Below are 23,849 nucleotides of genomic sequence, written 5' to 3' on the forward strand. Positions count from 1 at the left end.
ATCGATGCATCAATCCTTGCGTGCGGGTGAACAGCTCTTCGCCATACTGGGCGCCGCCAGCGACGCAAAGCCAGTGGACGCCTGGCGAGCGCTGGCCGCCGGAACGCCTCTGCAACCCGTTTGGGCCGGCACGCCCTATGGGACATGGAGCGAGGTGATGCCCTACGTCGCCATTGTCGAACCGGGCAGTCCGTTCCTCGACTGGGTAGCCGCCACCGAGTCCACCGACTGGGGTTGGCTGGCGGTTTCGTCCAGCCCGCTGGAAAGTGTGGTCGCGTACCTGCAAAGCCTGACCAAGGTCTTCCTGCCGGATGGTCAGGAGGTGTTCTTGCGGTTCTGGGACGGGGTGCAGTGGTGGCCGATCGTTCAGCAGTGCGGCGCGGAGCTATTGCCCGTGTTCCAACGCTACCTGATCAACGGTCAGCCGCTGAGCGTGGCGACCGGCCCGGTGGCGGTTGCCAACCCCGGCCCGTGGTGGCACGTGCCGGCGTCGCTGCTCGAACAGCTGGCCGGGCGATCGCGCCGAACCCTTATCGATAACCTGTTGCAAGGGCTCGAAGAGCAATGCCCGGACCTCCATACCGCCTTCCCGCCGGCGACCTTGCGGCACAAGGTCGCCTACTTCGCGCGCGGGCGGCAGATCAGCCATGCGGGGTTGGCCGGTTACCTCGCCTCAGAGCTGGGTTGAGCCCAACGCCTGCTGCAAATCCTCGATCAGGTCTTCAATCGCCTCGATGCCCACCGACAGGCGAATCATCTCCGGCTTGACCCCGGCCTTGGCCTGTTCTTGCTCGTTCATCTGCCTGTGGGTGGTGGAGGCCGGGTGGCAGGCCAGGGATTTGGCATCGCCGATATTCACCAGGCGCTTGAAGATTTGCAGCGCGTCGTAGAAGCGCACCCCGGCTGCGTAGCCGCCCTTCAAGCCAAACGACAGGATCGCCGACGGTTTGCCTTGCAGGTATTTCTGCGCCAGCGCGTGGTGCGGGTGATCCGGCAGGCCCGCGTAGCTGACCCACTCCACCTCGGCATGGCCTTGCAGGAACTGCGCAACTTTCAACGCGTTCTCGGTGTGGCGCTCCATGCGCAGGGCCAGGGTTTCCAGGCCTTGCAGCAGCAGGAACGCGTTCATCGGGGCCAACGCCGCGCCGGTATTGCGCAGCGGCACGGTGCGGGCGCGCGCGATAAAGGCGGCGGGGCCGAATTTCTCGGTGTAGACCACGCCGTGATAGGCGGGCTCGGGGTTGTTGAGGCCGGGGAATTTCTCCGGGTAATCGCTCCAGGGGAAGGTGCCGCTGTCGACTATCACGCCGCCCAGGGAGTTGCCATGGCCGCCGATGTACTTGGTCACCGAGTGCACCACGATGTCGGCGCCGAAGCTGATGGGCTTGCACAGGATCGGCGTGGCCACGGTGTTGTCCACCATCAGCGGCACGCCTCGGGCGTGGGCGACGTCCGCCAGGGCTTGCAGGTCGACGATATTTCCCGCCGGGTTGCCGATGCTTTCGCAGTACACCAGCTTGGTGTTGTCGTCGATCAGCTCGGCGATGGCTTGCGCGGAGTCGTCACGGGCGAAGCGTACGTCCACGCCAAAGCTCGGCAGCAGGTGCGCAAACAGGGTGTAGGTGCCGCCGTAGAGCTGCGGCGTGGTGACGATGTTGTCGCCGGCGCGGGTCAGGGTCTGGATCGCATAGTGGATCGCCGCGCTGCCAGCCGACACGGCCAGGGCCGCAATACCGCCTTCCAAGGCTGCGATACGTTGCTCCAGCACGTCGTTGGTCGGGTTCATGATGCGCGTGTAGATATTGCCGGGCACGTCCAGGTTGAACAGGTCGGCGCCGTGCTGGGCGTTATCGAATTCGAAGGCGACGTTCTGGTAGATCGGCACCGCGACGGCCTTGGTGGTGGGGTCCGACTTGAAGCCGTGGTGCAGTGCGATAGTGGCGTCTTTCATGATTGTTATTGACCTCCTTGGACAGTGTGGGAGCTGGCTTGCCTGCGATAGCATCACCGCGGTGTGCAGGTAATACCGCGTCGCCTGCATCGCGGGCAAGCCCGCTTCCACATAACGGGCTAGATCATTTTCAGCGAGGTTCCTGCGCTTTAAGCATAAGCACCGCACTGCACCTGAGCCCGCGTAAAAGGTAAACTTCGCCCCCTGCGCAGGAGCAACCATGAATTATCGTCACGCCTTTCACGCCGGCAACCACGCCGATGTCTTCAAACACCTGACCTTGACCCGCCTCATCGCCCTGATGTCGCGCAAGGAGCAGCCGTTCGCCTACCTCGACACCCATGCCGGTATCGGTCTGTACGACCTGCAGGGCGACCAGGCCAACCGCACGGGTGAATACCTGGAAGGCATCGCGCGCCTGTGGGGCCAAAGCGACCTGCCGCCACTGACCGCCGACTACATGCGCGTGCTGCACGAGATGAACCCGGATGGCCAGTTGCGCTACTACCCGGGCTCGCCGGAGCTGGCGCGCCGCCTCACGCGGCCGCAGGATCGGGTGTTGCTCAACGAGAAGCACCCGGAAGACGGCCTGCTGCTCAAAGACAATATGAAGGGTGATCGCCGCGTCAAAGTGCATTTGGGCGAAGGCTGGCACGTGCCGCGTGCCCTGTTGCCGGTGCCGGAAAAACGCGCACTGATGCTGATCGATCCGCCGTTCGAGAAACTCGACGAGATGCAGCGCTGCGCCGCTTCCCTCAAGGAAGCCGTGAGCCGCATGCGCCAGACCGTCGCTGCGATTTGGTATCCGGTGAAAGACCAGCGCATGTTGCGCCGCTTCTACCAGGACCTGGCCGGCACTGGTGCGCCGAAGTTGCTGCGCGTGGAGTTGTTGGTGCATCCGCTGGATACGCCGAACACCCTGACCGGCTCGGGCCTGGCGATTGCCAACCCGCCGTGGGGTTTGGAGGAGGAATTGCGTGAGCTGCTGCCGTGGTTGTCCAAGCAGCTTGGGCAGACCCAGGGTGGGTGGCAGATGGATTGGCTGATTGCTGAGTAATCAGCTCTAAGGCCAGACACAGAACCAAATGTGGGAGCGGGCTTGTGTGGGAGCGGGCTTGCTCGCGAATACGGAGTGTCAGTCACAGAGTCAGTTGACTGATCCACCGCTTTCGCGAGCAAGCCCGCTCCCACATTTGAACTGTGTAAGCCTTAGATCGGGCAGGTCACGCCTGTGCCGCCAATCCCGCAATAGCCCTGCGGATTCTTTGCCAGGTACTGCTGGTGATACGCCTCGGCGAAGTACACCGTCGGCGCTTCGTCGATCTCGGTGGTGATCTCCCCCAGCCCGGCCTTGGTCAGTTCTTGCTGATACGCCTGCGCACTGGCTTGCGCCGCGTCCAATTGCTCCGGCGTGGTCGCATAGATCACCGAGCGGTATTGGCTGCCAATGTCATTGCCCTGGCGCATGCCCTGAGTCGGGTTGTGCAGTTCCCAGAACATCTTCAGCAAGTCTTCGTATTTCACCTTGGTTTGGTCGTACACCACCAGCACTACTTCGCTGTGGCCGGTCAGGCCCGAGCAGACTTCTTCGTAGGTCGGGTTCGGCGTGAAGCCGCCGGCGTAGCCGACCACCGTGCTGACTACGCCGTCGCGCTGCCAGAATTTACGCTCGGCGCCCCAGAAGCATCCCAGGCCGAAGATCGCGAAACCGACGTCATCCAGGAAAGGGCCGAGCAACGGGTTGCCGTTGACGAAGTGGGTTTCGGGCAGCGCCATCGGGGTTTCGCGGCCAGGCAAAGCTTGTTCTGCAGTAGGAAGCACGTTTTTATTCACCAGAATTTCCGAGCGCAAGACCATGATCAGTCCTCTCGTCAGGTTGGGTTAGCGGTAAAGAGTCAGACAGCCAGTGTGCCCGAGTGTTACCACGCTGTCAGGCGACAGGTCCGCGTGGGTAGCGCTTGAGCATAGCAAACAGCTCTGCGCCGGGGATTGGCCGGTCGAACAGGTAGCCCTGGCCGACGTCACAGCGATGCCGGCGCAGGAACGCCAGCTGTTCGGCGGTCTCGATGCCTTCGGCCACGACCTTGAGCTTGAGGTTGTGGGCCATGGCGATCACCGCCGAGGTGATTTCCATGTCGTCCTGGTTGTCCGGGATTTCGTGGATGAAGCTGCGATCGATCTTGATGATGTCGATCGGGAATTTTTTCAAGTAGCTCAGCGACGAGTAACCGGTGCCGAAATCGTCCATGGCCAGGGTCAGGCCGAAGCTTTTCAGCTGGTCCAGTTGCAGGCGCGTGTCCTCGGTGGCTTCCAGCAGCAGGCCTTCGGTCAGCTCCAGCTCCAGCAGGTTGGCCGGCAACTGTTCTTCTTTGAGGATGGTGGCAATCGAGGCTACCAGGTCCGGGTCGGAGAACTGTTTGGGCGACAGGTTGATGGCGACCTGCAAGTTGCCCATGCCAGCGGCGCTCAGTTGCTTGCTCATGCGGCAGGCCTGGCGCGCGATCCATTTGCCGATGGGGATGATCAAGCCGGTCTCTTCGGCCACGCTGATGAACTGGTCGGGGCGGATCATGCCCTTTTCCGGGTGGTTCCAGCGCAGCAGCGCTTCCATGCCCAGCAAACGCCCGCTGCGCAGGCACAGCTTGGGCTGGTAGAACACGTCCAGCTCGTTCTGGGTCAGGGCGCGGCGCAGGTTGTTTTCCACAAACAGCTTGTAGCTGGCTTCGGCGTTCAGCGCTTCGGTGAATACCTGCACCTGATGTTTGCCATTGGCCTTGGCCTTGTGCAGAGCCAGGCCGGCGTTGCGCATCAGGGTCTGCGGGTCGCGACCATGCAGTGGTGCGCAGGCCAGGCCCACGGAGCCGGTGACGCTGATCAGTTGGTTGTCGACGAACATCGGTTTGTCGAGGGTCGCCAACAGCTGGCCGGCGACTTGTTGGCCGGTTTCCAGGTCGGTGTCGTCGAGCAGTACCGCGAATTCGTTACTGGCAAACCGCGCCAGGCTGCCGCTGGCGCTGAGGCTGTTGCGCAGGCGCCGGGCCAGGCTGATCAGCAGTTTGTCGCCGGTCTGGTGGCCGAGGCTGTCGTTGATCCGCTTGAAGTTGTCGATGTCCACCAGCAGCAGGCTGATCGGGCTGTCGCTGTCGCGGGCAAACCGTTCGTCGAGATTGCGAATAAACGCCGGGCGGTTGCCCAGGTTTGTCAGATTGTCGGTGTAGGCCAGGCGCTCGATGCGCTGCTGGGCCAGCTTGCTCTGGGTGATGTCTTCGTAGATGCCGATGTAGTGCGTCAGCTCGCGGTTGTCGCCGTACACCTTGGAAATCGACAACTGGCCCCAGTAGGGTTCGAGGTTTTTACGCCGGCTCTTGAATTCGCCCTGCCAGCTGTTGCTCTTGGCCAGGCTGGAGGGGGCGTCGAACAGCAACTCGCTGAGGTTCTCCAGCGCCGGCAGTTGTGCCAGGCGGTGACCATGGACTTCTTCGGCGCTGTACTGGGTAATCGCGGTAAAGCTCGGGTTGACGTATTCGACCACGCCGTCGCAATTGACCAGCAGAAAGGCGTTGGCGCTTTGCTCGACCGCACGCTGGAACAGGTGCAGGGCGCTGGTGGCGGTGCGCCGGTTGTGGTTGTTGATGACCTGGGCGAACTGGTCCGCCAGCTCACCGGCAAAGGCGATTTCGTCGGCCTGCCAGATACGCGTGTTGCGACCTTGCTCCAGGCAGAGCACGCCGACCACCTGGCCATCCACACGAATGCTGGCGTCGAGCAGGGCCTGGATGTCCTTGGCGCGCAGTTCTTCGGCCAGCTCGCGGGTGCGCGGGTCGCGCAGGGCGTTGGTGGCGTCGATGGCGCGGCTGCTGTGCAGGGCTTCCAGATAATCCGGAAAACCGCTGGCATCGATGGGCTCGGGCAGATAGTGCTGCTGCTCGGCACGCAGGTAGGCGGCAATCGGCACCAGGCGCTGGTCTTCGAGGTGCCAGATGCGCGCACTGTCGACTTGATAGATCTCGCAGGCGCTGCGGGTGATCAGCTCGGCGGCTTCCTGCAACGAATTGTTGGCGGTGTAGCGCTGGCGGGCCAGCAGCAGGATCAGCTCCTGCTGGGCGCGTACGCGCTCCAGATGTTGCAACTGTTCCTGTTGCGCGCGCTGGTTGAGCTCCAGGGCGATTTGCAGGCGGCTGTTCTGGCTTTCCAGGTCGGCCGTCGGGGCTGTCGTCGGGATTTCGTTGAACAGGCCGTCGACCACCATCAGGTAGCCGCGCAGCAGGTGGCGATTGTGTTGTTTGTAGGCTTCACCCATCTCCAGCAGGCTCAGTGGACCGTCGCTGGTGTGCAGGGTGTAGCGCACCAGGTAGTGGGGGCTGTGGCTGAGTTGTTGCTGGATCGCGTCATGCAGCTGATAGCGCGCTTGCGGCTCCATCAGGCTGGCGTAGGGGGTGCCGAGCAGGGCGCACAGCTCAACGGCCGGCAGGCCGAACTGGCGTTCGCAATTGGGGTCGAGGTACAGCAGGGCCCAGCTTGCCTCATTCAGCCGCTCGAAACGCAGCATACCGAGGCGCGAAGGCACCGGTAACTGCGTCACTACCTCGGCCGCCATACGGGCGACATCGGGTTGGCTTTTCATGGGGGAAACTCGCTTGGGAAAATGCGCACGGCGCCGGGCTCACGCCCTCTTTTCTGTCGCCTGCAAGCAAGGTTGCATCATGCAGCACGCACTGACAAGAGAGGATGAAGGCTAAGTGCTATATGGGTGTTATCGGCCGCGCGGGGGATTTCTGAAATGGTACTGACGGAAGGTGTACAAACCTGTTTTGTCTGTCCAATTTTCACCTGAAAAGCGGGCAAAAAAAGCCCCGCCAAGTGGCGGGGTTGAGGTACGAGCGTGGCGCTCGGAAATCGATGCATCCAGGCCTCCCCGGTGAAAGGGAGGCCTGTGGAGATTTACAGCAGGATGGTGCGGATGTCGCCGAGCAGTTGCCCCAGGCGCTGCGTGAAGCGTGCAGCAGCGGCGCCGTTGATCACACGGTGATCGTAGGACAACGACAGCGGCAGCATCAGCTTCGGCTGGAACGCTTTGCCGTCCCACACAGGCTGGATAGTGGCCTTGGACACACCCAGGATCGCCACTTCCGGCGCGTTGACGATTGGCGTGAAGCCAGTGCCGCCAATGTGACCGAGGCTGGAGATGGTGAAGCACGCGCCCTGCATGTCGTCCGGAGTGAGCTTCTTGTCGCGGGCCTTGGCGGCCAGCGCAGCCGCTTCGGCAGCGAGTTGCAGCAGGCTCTTCTGGTCGACGTTCTTGATGACCGGTACCAGCAGGCCATCCGGAGTGTCGACGGCAAAGCCGATGTGCACGTACTTCTTGCGGATGATCGCCTTGCCGCTTGGTGCCAGCGAGGCGTTGAAGTCCGGCAGCTCCTTGAGCAGGTGCGCGCAGGCCTTGAGCAGCAGTGGCAGCACGGTCAGTTTCACGCCAGCCTTCTCGGCCACGGCTTTCTGCGCAACGCGGAAAGCTTCCAGGTCGGTGATGTCGGCCTGGTCGAACTGGGTCACGTGCGGGATGTTCAGGTAGCTGGCGTGCAGGCCGGCCGCGCCGATTTGCATCAGGCGGGTCATCGGCACTTCTTCGATTTCGCCGAAGCGGCTGAAGTCCACGGTGCGGATCGGCGGAATGCCCGAACCGCCAGTAGCGCCGCCGGAAGCCGGAGCTTCCTTGGCTTTCTGCATCATGGCCTTGACGTAAGCCTGCACGTCTTCCTTCAGCACACGGCCGTGAGGGCCGGTAGCCGCGACGGCGCTCAGCTCGACGCCGAACTCACGGGCCAGCTGACGAACGGCAGGGCCGGCGTGAACCTTGGCACCGCTTGGCGCAGGTGCGGCAGCCACAGGGGCCGGAGCGGCCTCGGCTTTTGCAGCAGGTGCAGGCGCGGCAGCAGCCGGAGCCGGAGCCGCTTCAGCCTTGGCCGCTGGAGCAGCCGGGGCTGGGGCAGCAGCAGGCGCAGCGCCTTGTACTTTGAGCTTGAGGATGAAGTCGCCAGTGCCGACTTCGTCTTCCAGCTTGACTGCGATGCTTTCCACCACACCGGCAGCCGGCGAGGGGATTTCCATGGAGGCCTTGTCGGACTCCAGGGTGATCAGCGACTGGTCGGCTTCGACGGTATCGCCGACCTTGACCAGCAGCTCGATGATCTTGGCCTTGCCCGACGAACCGATGTCCGGCACGTGGATGTCCTGGACCGAAGCGGCGGCCGGAGCAGCAGCCGGGGCCGCAGGGGCCTCGGCTGGCTTTTCGGCAGGCGCCGGTGCAGCAGCGGCGGCCGGAGCAGCCGCTGGAGCAGGGGCCGCATCAGCGGCACCTTCGATTTCCAGTTCCAGCAGTTCGTCGCCTTCTTTCAGGCGGTCGCCCAGCTTCACTTTCAGGCTCTTGACCACGCCGGCCTTGGGAGCAGGGATTTCCATGCTCGCCTTGTCCGATTCCAGGGTCAGGATGCTCTGGTCGGCTTCGACGGTGTCGCCGACCTTCACAAACAGCTCGATTACTTCACCTTCACCGCTGCCGATGTCAGGTACGCGAATGAGTTCGCTCACAAAAAGTCTCCTCAGCAGTCCAGTGGGTTGCGTTTGTCCGGGTTGATACCGAACTTGACGATAGCGTCTGCTACCACCTTGGGTTCGATCTCACCGCGGTCAGCCAAGGCTTCCAGGGCTGCCAACACCACGAAGTGACGGTCGACTTCGAAGAAGTGACGCAGCTTCTTGCGGCTGTCACTGCGGCCGAAACCGTCGGTGCCCAGGACTTTGAATTCCTTGGACGGGACCCACTGGCGAATTTGTTCAGCGAACAGCTTCATGTAGTCGGTAGAGGCAATGACTGGACCCTTGCGGCCGGCCAGGCACTCTTCGACGTAGCTCTTCGCAGGTTTCTGACCAGGTTTGAGGCGGTTGCTGCGCTCTACGGCCAGGCCGTCGCGACGCAGTTCGTTGAAGCTGGTAACGCTCCACACGTCAGCGCCGACATTGAACTCTTCACGCAGGATCTTCGCCGCCTCACGCACTTCGCGCAGGATGGTGCCGGAGCCCATCAGCTGTACGTGGTGCGCTGCTTCCTTGGTGTCTTCTTCGAGCAGGTACATGCCCTTGATGATGCCTTCCTCGACACCGGCCGGCATGGCTGGCTGCTGGTAGGATTCGTTCATCACGGTGATGTAGTAGAAAACGTCCTGCTGCTCTTCGGTCATCTTCTTCATGCCGTCCTGGATGATCACCGCCAGCTCGTAGCCGTAGGTTGGATCAAAGGTGCGGCAGTTCGGGATGGTGGCAGCCAGGATGTGGCTGTGACCGTCTTCGTGTTGCAGGCCTTCGCCGTTCAGCGTGGTCCGGCCGGCAGTACCGCCGATCAGGAAGCCACGGGTACGGCTGTCGCCGGCTGCCCAAGCCAGGTCGCCAATACGCTGGAAACCGAACATCGAGTAGAAGATGTAGAACGGCAGCATTGGCTGGTTGTGGCTGGAGTACGAAGTACCGGCAGCGATGAAGGAGCTCATGGCGCCCGCTTCGTTGATGCCTTCTTCGAGGATCTGGCCCTTCTTGTCTTCCTTGTAGAACATCACCTGGTCTTTATCGACTGGCTCGTAGAGCTGGCCGACGGAGGAGTAGATGCCCAACTGACGGAACATGCCTTCCATACCGAAGGTACGGGCTTCGTCCGGGATGATCGGGACGATGCGCGGGCCGATTTCCTTGTCCTTGACCAGCTGCGCCAGGATACGCACGAAGGCCATGGTGGTGGAGATTTCACGGTCGCCCGAACCGTCAAGGATTGCCTTGAGGGTGCTGAGGTCCGGTGTCGGTACGCTGAAACTCTGGGCACGGCGCTGTGGCACGAAACCGCCCAGTGCAGTACGACGCTCGCTGAGGTAGCGGGCTTCGGCGCTGTTTGGCTCTGGCTTGAAGAACGGCAGGTTTTCCAGCTCTTCGTCCTTGACCGGGATGTCGAAGCGGTCACGGAACAACTTCAGGCTGTCGACGTCGACTTTCTTGGTGTTGTGCGCGGTGTTCTTCGCTTCGCCGGCACCGGTGCCATAACCCTTGATGGTCTTGGCCAGGATGACGGTCGGTTGTTCCTTGTGGTTCACCGCTTCGTGGTACGCCGCGTAGACCTTGTACGGGTCGTGGCCGCCACGGTTGAGTTTCCAGATCTCGTCGTCGGACAGGTCTGCAACCATCGCCTTCAGTTCAGGCGTGTTGAAGAAGTGTTCACGTACGAACGCGCCGTCTTTGGCTTTGTAGTTCTGGTACTCGCCGTCGATGACTTCGTCCATGCGACGTTGCAGGATGCCGTCGACGTCTTTGGCCAGCAGTGGGTCCCAGAAACGGCCCCAGATGACTTTGGTCACGTTCCACTGAGCACCGCGGAACACGCCTTCGAGTTCCTGGATGATCTTGCCGTTGCCGCGAACCGGGCCGTCGAGGCGCTGCAGGTTGCAGTTGATGACGAAGATCAGGTTGTCGAGCTTCTCGCGGCCAGCCAGGGAGATGGCGCCCAGGGATTCCGGCTCGTCACACTCGCCGTCGCCCAGGAAGCACCAGACTTTCTGCTTGCCTTCAGGGATGAAGCCACGGGCTTCCAGGTACTTCATGAAACGTGCCTGGTAGATCGCCTGGATCGGACCCAGACCCATGGAAACGGTCGGGAACTGCCAGAAATCAGGCATCAGCCAAGGGTGCGGGTAGGACGACAGGCCCTGACCGTCCACTTCCTGGCGGAAGTTGTTCATTTGTTCTTCGCTGATGCGACCTTCCATGAACGCGCGGGCATAGACGCCTGGCGAGGTGTGGCCCTGGAAGTAGATCAGGTCGCCGCCGTGTTCGTCGGTCGGGGCCTGGAAGAAGTAGTTGAAGCCGATGTCATACAGGGTTGCGCTGGAAGCGAAGCTGGAAATGTGACCGCCCAGGTCCGAATCTTTCAGATTCGTGCGCATTACCATCGCCATGGCGTTCCAACGTACCAGCGAGCGAATGCGGCGTTCCATGAACAGGTCGCCAGGCATGCGTGCTTCGTGGGTAACGGGGATGGTATTGCGGTATGGCGTGGTGATGGCGTAAGGCAATTGCGAACCGCTGCGGGTTGCGAGTTCGCCCATACGGGTCATCAGGTAGTGAGCACGGTCTTCGCCTTCTTTGTCGAGAACCGATTCCAGGGCGTCCAGCCATTCCTGGGTTTCGACGGGATCGAGGTCTTGCATGGCTTGCTCCAGGGCGGAAAGGCTACCAGAATCGGTTGCCTGAAGTTTGCGACTGGCCTTGTGGGCAGACGACATAAATTCTTGGATGGCCGAAGGTTGCTTCGGCGTCCTGTAGTTTTACTACAAATCGTCGGCCATTTCAGCCTTTCGAATGTATATACGAGTAGTAAAACTACACAAGACAGAGCGGATTGCTCGGTCTGGCTGGTGAGCATAATCGTTAATGTTGATCTTTTGCAGACAAGAAAAGGTAGAAGTTTAATGTTGCCTGCCAAAAAATATGAATTTTCAGCTATTTATAACCTTTGTTCGACAGTTCGTCGCCGCGTGGGGTTCTTGTCGGCACCGCAATCAGTCAATTACGCGCCGATCAAGGATAGACCATGAGCCTTCCAACGCTGGCCAACCTGCCGGCCATCCTCCTGCCTTACGCCAGCCGGGCCGAGCAGTCATTTCGTGACGCAGTGGCCGCGCTGGGCGACGATAATGGCCTTTCTGCGTGGTCGCCGCAACGCTGGGCCGACTTTGCCCGTGTGTGCGCCGCCAGTGATTTCGTGATTGAACAGAGCGTTCGTGACCCTTTGATGTTGCTGGAGCTGGTGGCCTGGGGCGAGCTGGACCGCGGTTTCGCCCCCGGCGAGCTGTGTGGGCAGATTGCTGGCGCTGTGCAACAGGCTGAAACAGAAGATGAGCTGGGCCGCGTCCTGCGCCGCCAGCGTACCCGTCATCAAGTGCGCATTATCTGGCGCGACCTGACCCGCCAGGCGGACCTGGTACAAACCTGTCGCGACCTCTCCGACATGGCCGACGCCAGCATCGACCAGGCGTACCAATGGCTGTACCAGCGCCACAGCGCACAATTCGGTACCCCCACCGGCCGGCGCAGCGGTGAGCCGCAGCACATGGTCATCCTCGGCATGGGCAAGCTCGGTGCGGTGGAGCTGAACCTGTCATCGGACATCGACCTGATCTTCGCGTACCCCGAAGGCGGCGAAACGGTGGGTGTGAAGCGGGCGCTGGATAATCAGGAGTTCTTTATTCGCCTTGGTCAAAAACTGATCAAGGCCCTCGATCCGATGACCGTCGACGGTTTTGTGTTCCGCGTCGACATGCGCCTGCGTCCTTATGGCTCGTCGGGCTCGCTGGTGCTCAGCTTCAACGCGCTGGAGCAGTATTACCAGGACCAGGGGCGCGACTGGGAGCGCTACGCCATGATCAAGGCGCGGGTAGTCGCGGGCGACCAGGTGGCCGGTGCGCAGTTGCTCGACATGCTGCGACCGTTCGTCTATCGGCGTTACCTGGACTTCTCCGCCATCGAAGCGCTGCGCACCATGAAGCAGTTGATCCAGCAGGAAGTGCGGCGCAAGGGCATGGCCGACAATATCAAGCTGGGCGCGGGTGGCATCCGCGAGGTGGAGTTCATCGCCCAGGCCTTTCAGCTGATCCACGGCGGCCGCGACCTCAGCCTGCAACAACGGCCGCTGCTCAAGGTCCTTGGCACCCTTGAAGGCCAGGGCTACCTGCCGCCGGCGGTGATCGCCGAGTTGCGCGATGGCTACGAATTCCTGCGTTACACCGAACACGCGATCCAGGCGATTGCCGACCGCCAGACGCAAATGCTCCCGGACACCGGGGAAGATCAGGCGCGTATTGCCTTCATTCTGGGCTTTGATGATTGGGCGGCCTTCCATGAGCGCTTGATGTATTGGCGCGGTCGAGTGGACTGGCACTTCCGTCAGGTGATCGCCGACCCGGATGAAGAAGAGGGCGAAGAAAGCGAGTTGGTCGTGGGCGGCGAGTGGTTGCCGCTGTGGGAAGAGTCCCAGGATGACGAGGCCGCTTGCCGTCAGTTGGCCGAAGGCGGTTTCAGTGACGCGCCCAAGGCCCTCAAGGCCTTGGCCGGCCTGCGCAGCAGCCCGCAATTGCGGGCGATGCAGCGCCTCGGTCGCGAGCGTCTGGATGCGTTTATCCCGCGCCTGCTGGCTCAGGCCGTCGAGCATGCCAACCCGGACCTGGTGCTGGAACGCGTATTGCCGCTGGTGGAAGCCGTGGCCCGTCGTTCCGCCTACCTGGTGCTGCTCACGGAAAACCCCGACGCCCTGCGCCGCCTGCTGACCCTGTGCGCCGCCAGCCCGTGGATCGCCGAGCAGATCACGCGCTTCCCGTTGCTGCTCGACGAATTGCTCAACGAAGGCCGTCTGTTCAAGCCGCCGTTGGCCCCTGAGTTGGCGGCCGAACTGCGCGAACGCCTCACGCGCATCCCCGAGGACGACCTCGAGCAACAAATGGAAGCCCTGCGCCACTTCAAACTGGCCCACCGCCTGCGCGTTGCGGCCTCGGAAATCGCCGGCAGCCTGCCGTTGATGAAGGTCAGCGACTACCTGACCTGGCTCGCCGAGGCCATCCTCGAACAAGTACTGGCCCTGGCCTGGCGCCAGACCGTGGCGCGCCACGGCTCGCCGCAGCGGGTGGACGGCACCCTGTGCGATCCTGGGTTCATCATTGTCGGTTATGGGAAAGTCGGCGGCATCGAACTGGGGCATGGTTCGGATCTGGACCTGGTGTTCATCCACGACGGTGACCCCCAGGCCGAAACCGATGGCGCCAAGCCGATTGATGGTGCGCAGTTCTTCACGCGCCTGGGCCAGCGCATCATTCACTTGCTGACCACCCAGACCAACTCCGGCCAGTTGTACGAAGTCGATATGCGCCTGCGTCCGTCCGGCGCCTCCGGGCTGCTGGTCAGTTCGTTGGGCGCGTTCGAGCGCTATCAGGAAAACGAAGCCTGGACCTGGGAACATCAGGCTCTGATTCGCGCGCGGGTGCTGGTGGGTAGCCAGGATGTCGGCCATGCGTTCGAGCAGGTACGGGCCAAGGTGCTGGGGCGTGAGCGCGACCTGACGACGCTGCGCCAGGAGGTCAGCGAGATGCGCGCCAAGATGCGTGACAACCTGGGCACCAAGGGCACGGCGGCCGGTACCGGCGCCAATGCCTTCGACGCCACGGTGGCGTTCGACCTCAAGCAGGACGCCGGAGGTATCGTCGATATTGAATTTATGGTGCAATACGCGGCTTTAGCGTGGTCTGCGCAACATCCATCGTTGCTGCGCTACACCGACAATATCCGCATTCTGGAAGGTCTGGAGCAGGTGGGGTTGATGCCCGCCGCCGATGCCCATCTGCTGCGCGAGGTGTATAAGGCCTACCGTTCCGCCGCGCACCGCCAGGCGTTGCAAAACGAGGCGGGGACGGTGACCGGCGAGCAGTTTGCCGACGAACGGCGCCAGGTGATGCGAATCTGGCAGGAGCTGGGCTTGAGCTGAAACACTATTAGGGCGGGGAGGCATAAGCCTCCCCGCATCGTTTGTGGAAACTACATGAATATTTTGATCGTTGGGCCCAGTTGGGTCGGTGACATGGTGATGGCGCAGACACTGTTCCAGTGCCTGAAACAACGTCATCCCGACTGCCATATCGACGTGCTCGCCCCCGAGTGGAGCCGACCGATCCTTGAACGCATGCCCGAAGTCCGCCAGGCCTTGAGCTTCCCGCTCGGTCACGGGGCCCTGGAGCTTGCGACCCGTCGTCGCATCGGCAAATCCCTGGCCGGCGCGTACGACCAGGCGATCCTGCTGCCCAACTCGCTGAAGTCCGCGTTGGTGCCGTTTTTTGCCGGTATTCCCAAGCGCACCGGCTGGCGCGGCGAGTTCCGCTATGTGTTGCTCAACGACGTGCGCACGCTCGACAAGGCACGCTACCCGCTGATGATCGAACGCTTCATGGCCCTGGCCTACGAACCGGGTGCCGAGCTGCCCAAGCCGTATCCGCGCCCCAGCTTGCAGATCGACCCGGTGAGCCGCGATGCGGCCCTGGCCAAGTTCGGCCTGAGCCTGGATCGTCCGGTGTTGGCGCTGTGCCCGGGGGCTGAGTTTGGCGAGTCCAAGCGCTGGCCGTCGGAGCATTACGCCAAGGTTGCCGAGATGAAAATCCGCGAAGGCTGGCAGGTGTGGCTGTTTGGTTCGAAGAAGGACCATCCGGTCGGCGAGGATATTCGCCAGCGCCTGATCCCTGGCCTGCGTGAAGAAGCGGTCAACCTGAGTGGCGACACGTCCCTCGCCGAGGCTATCGACCTGCTGTCCTGCGCCGATTCGGTGGTGTCCAACGACTCCGGCCTGATGCACGTCGCCGCCGCGCTGAACCGCCCTCTGGTGGCGGTGTACGGCTCCACGTCCCCTGGCTTCACCCCGCCGCTGGCCGACAAGGTCGAAGTGGTGCGCCTGGGCCTGGAGTGCAGCCCGTGTTTTGATCGCACTTGCCGCTTCGGCCACTACAACTGCATGCGCCAGTTGCTGCCGCAGCCGGTGAACGAAGCCTTGCAGCGGTTGCAGGACTCTGCGGTCGAGGTCCGATAGTTTGCGCGTACTGGTAATCAAGACCTCATCCCTGGGCGACGTGATCCATGCGCTGCCGGCACTCACCGACGCCGCGCGGGCGATTCCCGGCATCCGGTTCGACTGGGTCGTGGAAGAAGGCTTCGCCGAGATTCCGACCTGGCACCCGGCCGTCGACAAGGTGATCCCGGTGGCGATCCGCCGCTGGCGCAAGAACCTCTGGCAGACCATCAAGAGCGGCGAGTGGCGGCGCTTCAAGCAGCAAGTCCAGTCGACCAGATACGACTTGGTGATCGACGCCCAAGGCCTGTTCAAAAGTGCCTGGCTGACCCGCTACGTGCGTGCGCCGATTGCCGGTTTCGACAAAAACTCCGCCCGTGAGCCCATCGCCGCACGCTTCTACTCGCGCCGCCTGGCCGTCGCCCGTGGGCAGCACGCGGTGGAGCGCTTGCGCCAGCTGTTTGCCGTGGCCCTCGGTTATGACCTGCCCAAAGGCTTGGGCGACTATGGTCTGAGCGTCGACAAGCTGCTCGGTTTGCCGCCGAAAAAGCCTTTCGTCCTGCTGCTGCACGGCACCACCTGGGACACCAAGCACTGGCCCGAAGCCTACTGGCGCGAACTCGCCGAGCGCATGGGCCGCCTGGGTGTGGACGTGAAGTTGCCGTGGGGCAACGCCGCCGAAAAAGCCCGCGCCGAGCGCCTGGCCCAAGGCCTGCCAAACGCCGAAGTGCTGCCCAGGCTGAACCTGGCCGGCATCGCCCGCGTATTGGCCGGCGCCCGCGCCTGTGTGGCGGTGGACACCGGCCTCGGCCACCTGGCCGCCGCGCTGGATGTGCCGACCATCTCCCTGTTCGGCCCGACCAACCCCGGCCTCACCGGCGCCTACGGCAAGGGCCAGATTCACCTGGGCAGCGACTTCCCGTGCGCGCCGTGCCTGCAAAAACAATGTACCTATCAACCGACGGCCGACGACCAGCGTCGGTTCGACCTCAAGCGCGAGTCGCCCCTGTGTTTCACGCGCCTGAACCCTGAGCGTGTGGCCAGCCGACTGAGCACGTTGTTATTGGCTGAGGAGCTGCACTGATGCAACTGGCTTTCGTTTTGTACAAATACTTCCCCTTCGGCGGCTTGCAGCGCGACTTCATGCGCATCGCCCTGGAGTGCCAGCAGCGCGGCCACCAGATCCGTGTCTACACACTGATCTGGGAAGGCGACATCCCGCCCGGCTTCGAAGTGCTGGTGGCGCCGGTCAAGGCGTTCTTCAACCATCGACGCAACGAGAAACTCAGTGCCTGGATGGCTGCCGACTTGGCCAAGCGCCCGGTGGACCGCCTGATCGGGTTCAACAAAATGCCCGGCCTTGACGTGTACTACGCCGCCGACGGCTGCTTTGAAGATAAGGCGCAGAACCTGCGGCACTCGCTGTACCGCTACTTTGGCCGCTACAAGCACTTCGCCGAGTACGAGCGCGCGGTGTTTGCCAAGGACGCCAATACCCAGGTTCTGATGATCTCCGAAGTGCAGCAGCCGCTGTTCATCAAGTACTACGACACCCCGCTGGAACGCTTCCACCTGCTGCCGCCAGGCATTGCCCAGGACCGACGCGCACCGCCGAATGCCGCCGAAATCCGCGAAGGTTTCCGCAAGGAATTCAACCTCGCTGATGACGACCTGCTGCTGGTGCAGATCGGCTCGGGCTTCAAGACCAAGGGCGTCGACCGCAGCCTCAAGGCCGTGGCCGCGCTGCCAGCGGAGCTGAAAAAACGCACGCGCCTGTTTGTAATCGGCCAGGACGACCCCAAGGTATTCCAGCTGCAAAGCGCGACGCTGGGCCTGGGGGATAACGTGCAGTTCCTCAAGGGCCGCAGCGACATCCCGCGTTTCCTGCTGGGCGCCGACCTGTTGATCCACCCGGCGTACAACGAAAACACCGGCACCGTATTGCTCGAAGCCCTGGTCGCCGGGCTGCCGGTGCTGGTCTCGGCGGTATGTGGTTATGCCCATTACATCGCCGAAGCCGATTGCGGCCTTGTGCTGGATGAGCCATTCGAACAAGCCCAGCTCAACCGCTACCTGACGCAAATGCTCAGCGACACTGCACAGCGCGCGGCCTGGGGCCGCAATGGGTTGGCCTTCGCCGAGACGGCCGACCTCTACAGCATGCCGCAGCACGCTGCGGATGTGATTCTGGCGGAGCCGAAACGATGAAGTTGATTCTTGCCGAACCGTTCAAGACGTTGTGGGCCGGGCGTGACGCCTTTGCCGAAGTCGAGAAACTGCAAGGCGAAGTATTCCGCGAACTGGCGGCGCGGCGCACATTGCGCACCGTGGTTGAGGGCCGTCCTTATTTCGTGAAGATCCACCGTGGCATCGGCTGGGGCGAGATCTTCAAGAACCTGATCACCGCCAAGCTGCCGGTGCTCGGCGCGGGCCTTGAGTGGGCGGCCATTCACCGCCTGCAGGATCTCGGCGTGCCGACCATGACCGGCGTGGCGTTCGGCGAGAAGGGCAACAATCCAGCGGATCAGCACTCGTTCATCATCACCGAAGAACTGGCGCCGACCCTCAGCCTCGAAGACCTGACCCTCGACTGGGTCGCGCAACCGCCGGCACCGGCGTTGCGCCATGCGCTCACCTTTGAGCTGGCGCGCATGGTCGGCGATATGCACCGTGGCGGCGTGAACCATCGCGACTGCTACCTGTGCCACTTCCTGCTCGACACCTCGCAACCGATCGACGCCAACAACATCAAGCTGTCGGTGATCGACCTGCACCGCGCCCAATTGCGCGCGCATTTGCCGCTGCGCTGGCGCGACAAGGACCTGTCCGCGTTGTACTACTCGGCGCTGGACATCGGCCTGACCCGACGCGACAAGTTGCGCTTCCTCAAGGGCTATTTCCGCCAGCCGCTGCGCCAGGTCCTCGCCGAGCAATCGGCGTCGCTGAACCTGATGCAACGCAAGGCCGACAAGCTCTACGCACGCAAACAACGCTACGGAGATGCGATCTGATGGCGGGTTGGAACCTGGAGCCGGCCTACGCCAGCCTGGCGCATGATTTTGGCAGCCTTGAAGCGGTCTTCGCCCTGCAAGGCGAGCAACTGACCCACGACCCGCTGTCGGAAGTGATCCGCGTGGAGCGTGGTGGGGTCAATTACTATGTCAAGCGCTACACCGGCGCCGGCAAGGGCCTGCGCCGCTACCTCGGCAAGCCGCGGGTCAAGTCCGAATGGCAGAACCTCAAGCGTTTCGCCAAATGGGGCATTCCCACCGCCGATGTGGTCGCCTGGGGCCTGGAACGCAACGGCCTGGCCTATGACCGTGGCGCGATGATCACCCGCGAATTGCCGCGCACCGAAGATTTGTCGGTGCTGGCCGAGCGCGACGATGCACGCCTGCACGATCCGAAGTGGGTCGATGCGGTGAGCCGTCAGCTCGCCGAATACACGCGCACCATGCACGATCACCGCTTCACCCATAACGACTTGAAGTGGCGCAACCTGCTGATCGACGACCAGTCGACCCTGTACCTGATTGATTGCCCCAACGGCGACTTCTGGCGCGGGTTCTGGCTCAAGTACCGCATCACCAAGGACTTGGCGTGCCTGGACAAGGTCGCCAAGTATCACTTGTCGGCCACCCAGCGCCTGCGTTTCTACATGCAGTACCGCCAGCGCCGGCACCTGAGTGCATCGGACAAGCAGCGGATTCGCCACGTGGTGAAGTTTTTTGAGGGGCGCGAATGACTGACTTCCTGGCAGCTGAAGACCGTGCGCTGCTGGAGCGCCATGGTCTCGCCACGTTTGATGCGTTGTGGGCCAAGCAACTCGATGCGGTGGACGAGCCGAACACCAGCCGTGGTGGCTGGAGCAGCGTGTTTCGCCTGGAACTCGACGGCCACGGCTACTACCTCAAGCGCCAGAGCAACTACCTGACGCGCAGCCTGCACCGGCCGTTTGGCGAGCCGAGTTTCTCCCGCGAATTCCGCAATATCAGCCGTTACCGCAAGCTCGGTATCCCGGCATTGCAGGCGGCGTTCTACGGCGAGCGCAAGGTCGCCGGTGAGCATCGTGCAATGCTGCTGACCCGCGCCCTCGACGGCTGGAATGACCTGGATTCACTGCTCGACGAGTGGCCGCAACTGAGCGACGCCCAGCACGGCGCCATCCTGCGGGCCTGCGGTCAATTGGCGCGGCATCTGCACAGCGTCGGCCAGGTGCACGGCTGTTTTTACCCCAAGCATATTTTTTTGCAGGCCACCGGCGACGGCTACGCTGCGCAGCTGATCGACCTGGAGAAGACCCGCCCGCTGCTGTTCGGCTGGCGTGATCGGGTCAAGGATCTGGAGCCGTTGCTGCGTCGCGCGCCGCAATGGTCGGATGCCCACGTGCGCCAACTGTTGGCGGCGTACCTCGATCAGCCTGAGGACAGCGCGTTGGTCGCCACTTGGTATCAGCGCCTGAATGCCCGTCGTAGCCACAAGGAAAACCGTTGATGCGTTTGTCCGAGCTGAAAACCGCCGGCCGTACCCCCGACTTGCCGCTGACCCTTGAGCTGGCCGACGCGGCGGGCCCCGGCCAACTGCAACTGCTGAGCCTGTTGCGCGTGTTGCCGGGCGAGCGCTATGTGGGCGCGGCGGTTTGGCGCGGGCGTCCGGTACTGGCCAAGTTGCTGGTGGGCAGCAAGGCGGCGCGGCATTTTCAGCGCGAACTCAACGGCGTGCGCCTGCTCGCCGCACAAGGCCTGACCACGCCGGCGTTGCTCGCCGACGGTTTGCAGGAAGGTGAGGGCGGCTGGCTGCTCTTTGAGTTCATCGACGGCGCCGAAAGCCTGGCCGATGCCTGGCAGGCCGTCGAAGACCTGCCACCGTTGGCCGACGAACAAACCGCCGTCCTCGCCGAAGCCCTGGGCGTGATTGCGCAAATGCACGCCAAGGGCCTGTGGCAGGAAGATCTGCACCTGGACAACCTGCTGCGCCAGGACGGCAAACTGTATTTGATCGATGGCGCCGGGATTCGCGTGCAAGAGGCGGGCAAGCCGCTGTCGCGTGACCGCGTGCTGGAAAACCTCGGGGTATTTTTCGCCCAGTTGCCGAAAAACCTCGAGCCGTTCACCGAAGAGTTGTTGGTGTATTACCTGCTGAGCAACGGTGAGCACGCCTTGCCGCTGCAAGCCCTGGAAAAACAGGTGCGCAAGGTCAGTGCCTGGCGCCTGAAGGATTTCCTCAACAAGGTCGGCCGCGAGTGCACCCTGTTCAGCGTGCTGCGTGGGCCGTTTGCCTTGCGCGCGATCCGTCGCGAAGAAGAGGCCGCGATGCTGCCGGTGCTGGACCAGGCCGACGCGTTGCTCGACAGGGGTCACCTCTTCAAGACCGGAGGCGCGGCCACCGTGGCCAAGGTCGACGTGGCGGGCCGCCCGCTGGTGATCAAGCGCTACAACATCAAGGGTTTCGTCCATTGGCTCAAGCGCTTCTGGCGCCCGAGTCGCGCGTGGCACTCCTGGCGCGAAGGCAATCGCCTGGCGTTCCTCGGCATTGCCACACCCAAACCGCTGGCGGTGCTGGAGAAGCGCTTTTTCTGGCTGCGCAGCCGCGCTTACCTGATCACCGAGCACCTGTCGGGCCCGGACATCATCGAGCGTTTTGCGCCCTATGTTGAACGCGGTGACGCCCCGGAAAGTGAGTTGCTGGCCCTGGATCATTTATTCGCCGAACTGATCCGCGAGCGCATCAGTCATGGTGATTTCAAGGGGCACAACCTGTTCTGGGATAAGGGGCGCTGGTCGCTGATCGACCTCGATGCAATGCGCCAACACAGCAGCAATGCCAGCTTCGCCCCGGCCTACGCCAAGGACCGCGCGCGGTTTATGCGCAACTGGGCGCCGGACAGTGCGTTGTACAAACTCATCGACCAGCGCTTGCCAGTGCAGGTCTGACCGCGCTCAAAAGGTGGAAGCAGATCAATGTGGGCGCGGGCTTGCCCGCGAAGGCGGCGTGTCAGTTTGCACATCAGCGCCTGATGCACCGCTATCGCAGGCAAGCCAGCTCCCACACAAGCCAGCTTCAACAGTTGATTTTTGGCGGTTTTAGAATTGGTATTCGGCGCCGGCACCGGCGTACCACGAGCGGCCGGGGGCGGCTTCGTAGTAGCGGTTGTTGCTGTCGCCGACGATCACCGAGCCGACGTATTGGCGGTCCAGCAGGTTGTCCAGGCGCAGGGTCTGGTGGAAGGTCCAGTGTTCGACCTTCTGCTCGAAGCGCGCACGCCAGTTGAACACGCTGTAGGCCGGCGCGGCGCGTTGGCTGTTGGTGTCTTCGACGTAGACCTTGCTGCGGTACAGGCCTTCGATGGCGGTGCTGACCCAGTCGCGGGGCTTCCAGTTGAGTTCGGCGAACAGGGTGGTTTGGGGCACGCCGGGGAGGTAGTTGCCCTTTTCAATAGCCTTTGCGTTGTTGGTGAAGTCACTGTCGTAGGTGGCTTGCAGGCGGGTGTAGGCGAGGTTGGTGCTCCACTGTTCACTGAGCTGGCTTTCGATGCCCAGTTCGAAGCCGCGGCGCAGGGTGCGGCCGGCGTTCTGATAAGTGCTACGACCGCCGTTGGATTCGCTGACCACCAATTCGTCTTCGGTAGTGATCTGGAAGACTGCCGCATTGACGCGAGTATCCTGGCCGACGCGGGCTTTCAAACCCACTTCATATTGCGTGCTGACCGATGGCTTGAGCGCGAAGTTGAAACCGTTTGAGCTGTTGGAGTACGCCGATTCAGCCTGGGTCGGGGTTTCGAAACCTTTCCCTGCGCTGACGTAGCCATGCAAGTCCGGCGTGAACGCATACATCACGCTGACCGACGGGGTGTTCTTCTGGTAGGTCTTGCTGCCGCTGTCGTCGCCGTCTTTGTCGGTGATGAAGTGATCGTCCACGTCCATCTTCATGGTGCTGTGGCGCAGCCCGGCTTGCAGGGTCCAGTCGCCGAGCAGCCAGTTGGCCTGCACAAACGGGTCGAGGCTGGTGGCGGTGTCGATTTCATCGCGGCCCAGGGCGCCTTTCACGCCGTGTACGCCGTTGACGGTGTTGGAATAGCCTTGGCGATCATCCTCGCTGCGGTCGTAGTCGAGACCTGCGATCAGGGTAAGGTCGCCGGGAGCGCTGGTGATCGGTTGCAGCCAGTGGATCGAGCCGCCGTAGAACTTCCGGTCGAAGGCCACCACGCCGCCGCGTGCGTTGGCGGGGTTGGGTAAGTTTTTGATCTTATCTGGAATCGACAAGTACTGAATCACACTCCGCCGCCCCGTATACGCATTCACTTGCAGCGTCGCCTCGCCGAAATACCGCTCGTAATTCATCCCCAACTGCTGATGATCGATGCTTTTGCGTGTGTTGTACGTCAACGCCCCGGTGGCTACCGAGCGCGGATCAGCCTTGTACGCTTCCCACGTCTGTCCCAGCGGGTCCTGCGTGCCGTTCTGCTCCAAACTGCTGTAGATGAGCGCCAACTTGCTGTCGTCATCCGGCTGGAAATTGAGCTTGGCGAACGTCTGGTCACGCCGTGCGCTGCTGTGGTCGCGGTAGCCGTCGGTGTCCATGCGCGAGGCGTCGAGGACAAAACCGGCGCCGTTGGTCGCACCTTCGGCGCTCAGGTGGTTTTTGCTCAGGCCGTCGCTGCCCACCAGGGTTTCGGCGCCGATGCGCGGCGGGCCTTCGCCGTTGCGGGAGAACATCTGGATCACGCCACCGGCGTTGCTGCCGTACAGGGTGGCCGCGGGGCCGCGCAGCACTTCGATGCGCTCGGCGGTGTCGAGGTTGAACGTAGCGGCCTGGCCCTGGCCGTCCGGGGTGCTGGCGGGAATGCCGTCGGCGATCAGCTTGAGGCCGCGGACTCCGAACGCCGAGCGGGCGCCGAAGCCACGGGAGGAAATCTGCAGGTCCTGGGCATAGTTCTGGCGGTTCTGCACCACCAGGCCGGGTACGCGGGAGAGGGCTTCGGAAGCGTTGATGCCGAGCTGGCCGTTACTGATCTGCTCGCGGCTGATGGCGTCCACCGAATACGGCAGGTCAAACGTCGGGCTGGCGCTGCGTGAGCCGGTGACGACGCTGGGGTCGAGGACCAGTGGCAAATCGTCGCCCATCGCGAGGCCGCAAAAACCGAGCAAGCCGGCAATAAGAGGGAGGTGAGCAGGACCAGCAATTTTCATCAGATAACCAGGCAAAGTGCGGCAAACGCGGGATTCTAGCGATTCTTTCACTGTTTAACGAATCCTCTGGCTG

General features: G+C 62.6%; 16 protein-coding genes. 10 read left to right on the forward strand and 6 right to left on the reverse strand.

All coding sequences use genetic code 11. From position 1 onward, the window contains the following. Nucleotides 1-4: 4 nt before the first annotated feature. A complete protein-coding gene (locus PSH81_RS02295) occupies nt 5-688 on the forward strand; it encodes a DUF4123 domain-containing protein (protein ID WP_305392748.1) in 684 nt (227 codons plus the stop codon). On the opposite strand, the gene PSH81_RS02300 is transcribed toward PSH81_RS02295, so the two are convergent. Next, nucleotides 674-1,951, reverse strand: coding sequence for an O-acetylhomoserine aminocarboxypropyltransferase/cysteine synthase family protein (locus tag PSH81_RS02300; RefSeq protein WP_192298301.1), 1,278 nt, complete (start codon nt 1,949-1,951; stop codon nt 674-676). The two genes, PSH81_RS02295 and PSH81_RS02300, sit on opposite strands and share 15 nt — an antisense overlap. Before the next feature lie 220 nt (nt 1,952-2,171). Here PSH81_RS02300 and PSH81_RS02305 point away from each other — a divergent pair, with 220 nt between their 5' ends. Continuing rightward, entirely contained in the window at nt 2,172-3,008 is an 837-nt protein-coding gene (locus PSH81_RS02305; protein ID WP_192298300.1) for a 23S rRNA (adenine(2030)-N(6))-methyltransferase RlmJ, read from the forward strand. A 152-nt stretch (nt 3,009-3,160) separates the two neighbouring features. On the opposite strand, the gene msrA is transcribed toward PSH81_RS02305, so the two are convergent. From msrA to aceE, 4 genes are all read right to left on the reverse strand, one after another. Continuing rightward, the gene (msrA, locus tag PSH81_RS02315; protein ID WP_305391935.1) at nt 3,161-3,808 is read right to left on the reverse strand and encodes a peptide-methionine (S)-S-oxide reductase MsrA; all 648 of its coding nucleotides are present in this window, start codon (nt 3,806-3,808) and stop codon (nt 3,161-3,163) included. A gap of 73 nt (nt 3,809-3,881) precedes the next feature. After that, complete coding sequence (locus PSH81_RS02320) at nt 3,882-6,575, reverse strand: bifunctional diguanylate cyclase/phosphodiesterase (protein WP_305391936.1); 2,694 nt, start codon at nt 6,573-6,575, stop codon at nt 3,882-3,884. A 317-nt stretch (nt 6,576-6,892) separates the two neighbouring features. Beyond that, nucleotides 6,893-8,539, reverse strand: a complete 1,647-nt coding sequence (gene aceF / locus PSH81_RS02325) for a dihydrolipoyllysine-residue acetyltransferase (RefSeq protein ID WP_305391937.1) — start codon at nt 8,537-8,539, stop codon at nt 6,893-6,895. 11 nt (nt 8,540-8,550) lie between these two features. After that, nucleotides 8,551-11,196 (reverse strand): pyruvate dehydrogenase (acetyl-transferring), homodimeric type, encoded by a 2,646-nt coding sequence (aceE, locus tag PSH81_RS02330; protein ID WP_226455573.1) that lies wholly within the window; start codon nt 11,194-11,196, stop codon nt 8,551-8,553. Nucleotides 11,197-11,579: 383 nt separating this feature from the next. On the opposite strand from aceE, the gene glnE reads away from it, so the two are divergent. The 8 genes from glnE to PSH81_RS02370 are packed head-to-tail and all read left to right on the forward strand — an operon-like array spanning nt 11,580 to nt 21,520. Beyond that, on the forward strand, nt 11,580-14,519 hold the full coding sequence (glnE, locus tag PSH81_RS02335) for a bifunctional [glutamate--ammonia ligase]-adenylyl-L-tyrosine phosphorylase/[glutamate--ammonia-ligase] adenylyltransferase (RefSeq protein ID WP_305391938.1): 2,940 nt from the start codon (nt 11,580-11,582) through the stop codon (nt 14,517-14,519). A 54-nt stretch (nt 14,520-14,573) separates the two neighbouring features. Further along, on the forward strand, nt 14,574-15,608 hold the full coding sequence (waaF, locus tag PSH81_RS02340) for a lipopolysaccharide heptosyltransferase II (protein WP_305391939.1): 1,035 nt from the start codon (nt 14,574-14,576) through the stop codon (nt 15,606-15,608). Between the two features lies 1 nt (nt 15,609). Continuing rightward, on the forward strand, nt 15,610-16,671 hold the full coding sequence (gene waaC, locus PSH81_RS02345; protein WP_192298293.1) for a lipopolysaccharide heptosyltransferase I: 1,062 nt from the start codon (nt 15,610-15,612) through the stop codon (nt 16,669-16,671). Next, nucleotides 16,671-17,795, forward strand: coding sequence for a glycosyltransferase family 4 protein (locus PSH81_RS02350; protein WP_305391940.1), 1,125 nt, complete (start codon nt 16,671-16,673; stop codon nt 17,793-17,795). The genes waaC and PSH81_RS02350 overlap by 1 nt, the downstream gene beginning before the upstream one ends. Continuing rightward, complete coding sequence (gene rfaP, locus PSH81_RS02355; protein WP_192298291.1) at nt 17,792-18,598, forward strand: lipopolysaccharide core heptose(I) kinase RfaP; 807 nt, start codon at nt 17,792-17,794, stop codon at nt 18,596-18,598. Before PSH81_RS02350 ends, rfaP begins: the two co-directional genes overlap by 4 nt. After that, the gene (locus tag PSH81_RS02360) at nt 18,598-19,332 is read left to right on the forward strand and encodes a lipopolysaccharide kinase InaA family protein (protein ID WP_192298290.1); all 735 of its coding nucleotides are present in this window, start codon (nt 18,598-18,600) and stop codon (nt 19,330-19,332) included. Before rfaP ends, PSH81_RS02360 begins: the two co-directional genes overlap by 1 nt. Continuing rightward, nucleotides 19,329-20,081: a lipopolysaccharide kinase InaA family protein gene (locus PSH81_RS02365; protein ID WP_192298289.1), complete on the forward strand. Its 753-nt coding sequence runs from the start codon at nt 19,329-19,331 to the stop codon at nt 20,079-20,081. Before PSH81_RS02360 ends, PSH81_RS02365 begins: the two co-directional genes overlap by 4 nt. Continuing rightward, nucleotides 20,081-21,520 (forward strand): lipopolysaccharide kinase InaA family protein, encoded by a 1,440-nt coding sequence (locus PSH81_RS02370; RefSeq protein ID WP_305391941.1) that lies wholly within the window; start codon nt 20,081-20,083, stop codon nt 21,518-21,520. The genes PSH81_RS02365 and PSH81_RS02370 overlap by 1 nt, the downstream gene beginning before the upstream one ends. 150 nt (nt 21,521-21,670) lie before the next feature. Here PSH81_RS02370 and PSH81_RS02375 read toward each other — a convergent pair whose 3' ends face one another. Beyond that, a complete protein-coding gene (locus PSH81_RS02375; protein WP_370694878.1) occupies nt 21,671-23,776 on the reverse strand; it encodes a TonB-dependent receptor family protein in 2,106 nt (701 codons plus the stop codon). Nucleotides 23,777-23,849: the final 73 nt, after the last annotated feature.

Source organism: Pseudomonas sp. FP2335 (assembly GCF_030687535.1).
GTDB lineage: Bacteria > Pseudomonadota > Gammaproteobacteria > Pseudomonadales > Pseudomonadaceae > Aquipseudomonas.